Source organism: Mucilaginibacter sp., assembly GCF_036383575.1.
Classification (GTDB): Bacteria; Bacteroidota; Bacteroidia; order Sphingobacteriales; family Sphingobacteriaceae; genus Mucilaginibacter.
On the sequence record NZ_DASVOB010000014.1, the window covers coordinates 1 to 2,414 of the forward strand.

Genomic DNA, 2,414 nt, shown 5'->3' on the forward strand with positions numbered 1-2,414 from the left:
ATATGTTTTATATGTTAAACACGCTAAGACTTTTTTTATGACCATTTCAGTTTACATACGCCCCCTTGTAATAGAAGATGCGTCCGTATCATATGCATGGCGCAATGACCCATTAATATGGGTTTATACGGGCTACAAACCTACTCACTATATCAGTTCTGAAATAGAAACAGCGTGGTTACGTGAAAAGCTGGCCAGGCCCGATCAACTCAGGTTTGCAATTTGTGTTAAAGAGCTTAACACATACATCGGCAATATCCAGCTACTTGATATTACCGACCGTGATGCCGAGTTACACCTGTTTATAGGCAATAAACTTTACTGGGGTAAAGGAATTGGCTACCAGGCAACCGTACAAATGATACGATATGGTTTTTTAATCAAAGAACTGGATGAGATCTATTTAAAGGTGCACCCGGCAAATATCGCAGCGATAACTGTTTATGAAAAGGCAGGATTTGAAATTACAGGTAAGGCGAATGATCTGATTACCATGAGTGTTACCAAAACTAAATTTGTTCAGCTTGAAAATCAAGAGCATGACTCTATCTCCTAAACTTTAATTTACAATGATCAAGATGCTTACCCTCCTCAATAAAGAGGAATGGATTTCTTATGTAGGTAATTCGGCAGAATATGACTTTTATCATACCTGGCATTACCACTCCCTTGAAACAGCCGGCGATCCCGTTCTGTTCATCTATGAAGAATCGGGCACCTACATCGGTTTCCCGCTGTTACAGCGAAAAATTCCGGGATCTGATTACAGCGACCTAACCTGCGTATATGGGTTTTCAGGGCCGTTTTCAAACAAAAAAATTGATGAAATAGATGAGGTGCTGATGGAAAACTTTAAAGCTGCTTTCAGTAATTTCCTTATAAGCGAAAAGTATGTATCTGTTTTTGCAAGGATGCACCCTTTTTATAAGCAGCAAATATTACTGGAGAAATTTGGAGGCGTTCATGAAAACGGAAAAACGGTTGTATTCGATCTTTCGCTCTCCATTGATGAGCAGCGCAGCAAGTACAGGCAATCAACCATGGATGCTATTAAGCATGCATGGAAAAGAGGTTTCAGAGTAGAGGACGAAACCAACACTGAGGGCATAAACACCTTTGTTGAAATTTATACCGAAAACATGAAACGTGTTGGAGCCAGCAGCTACTACCTCTTTAACGAAAAATACTTTTCAGAAATATTAAACACCTCCGAATATGAAGCACGTTTACTAACTGTTTATGACAAAGATATCGCAATTGCAAGCACCATAATAGCATTCACCAATGGCATCATCCAAGCCCACCTGGTAGGTGCCCGCGCTGAATATTTACATCATAGTCCAACCAAATTCCTGGCCGACTCAATAACTCAGATAGGCAGGGAAAAGGGCATGAAATATTACAATCTTGGAGGCGGCCTCGGGTTTAAAAACGATAAACTTTTTGACTGGAAATGTGCCTTCTCAGATTTGCATCTGGATTTCAAAACATGGAGATATATCGCCAATCCTGAAATATATCAAAAGCTTTTGCAGGATAAAGGCATCGAAGAAAATATCGAAGTGGATTTCTTTCCACTATACAGATATGCTTAAATGATAATACCTAAATACACCCGTTATGATATACCTGAAAAATTTATTGTTCCAGGACAAATTCCATTCAAGATGGCTGATCCTGGTAATCGACCTTATGGTGGTTCTGTTATCATTATGGACCTCACTTTATTTTAAAAACCGGCTTCAGTTTGATCCTATAAGCCTTTATTACATGATATTTTACTGCGCTAATGCAGTACTGGTTTTTATGATCATGAAAATACATACGTGTATTATCAGGTATTCAAATACGCGCGATATGATGCGGATCTTGATAACTGTGCTGGCAAGTAATATTACCTTCCTGCTGTTTTATAACATGTTTTTTGCTTTTTATCTCAAAATAAATGTAAGCGGCTTGGTAGATGTGCTCCTCATCAATTTCTTTATCACCTCATCAATGCTGATGTGCATGCGTATTATCATCAAGGATGTTTTTAGATACATTGAGGCAACAAGCTATAAAGCGGAAAAAGAAAATGTATTGATCTACGGTTCAAACGAACCCTCTATCCTGATCAAAAATGCACTTGAAGCACAAAAAGGGTTTACTATAAATGTGCAGGGTTTTATTGACACAGGGATAGACAGAATCTCAAAATTAATTGAGCAAAAACGGGTTTACCCTATCAAATCAATTGATGCGTTAAAAAACCGTTATGATATAAAATCACTGCTCATAACATCTGAGGATATAAAAATTGACGGAAAAAGAAAAGCTGTTGAAAAATGTATTGAGCTTGGCATAAAAGTAATTGTTGTGCCATCATCAGATCAGTGGATCAACGGTAAACCTAATTTAAACCAGTTTAAAGA

3 protein-coding genes are annotated in these 2,414 nt (G+C 37.9%); all 3 read left to right on the forward strand.

Annotation, left to right across the window (positions count from 1 at the left end):
* On the forward strand, positions 1-556 hold a 556-nt coding region (locus tag VF500_RS00440; RefSeq protein ID WP_330857789.1), incomplete at its 5' end, for a GNAT family protein.
* Positions 557-569: 13 nt separating this feature from the next.
* On the forward strand, positions 570-1,595 hold the full coding sequence (locus tag VF500_RS00445) for a GNAT family N-acetyltransferase (protein WP_330857790.1): 1,026 nt from the start codon (positions 570-572) through the stop codon (positions 1,593-1,595).
* 25 nt (positions 1,596-1,620) lie between these two features.
* The coding region (locus VF500_RS00450; RefSeq protein WP_414688555.1) for a nucleoside-diphosphate sugar epimerase/dehydratase at positions 1,621-2,414 on the forward strand (794 nt) is incomplete at its 3' end.

Coding starts and splice junctions, on each gene's coding strand:
- VF500_RS00445 (WP_330857790.1), top strand. CDS start 570: ATGATCAAGATGCTTACCCTCCTCAATAAAGAGGAATGGATTTCTTAT.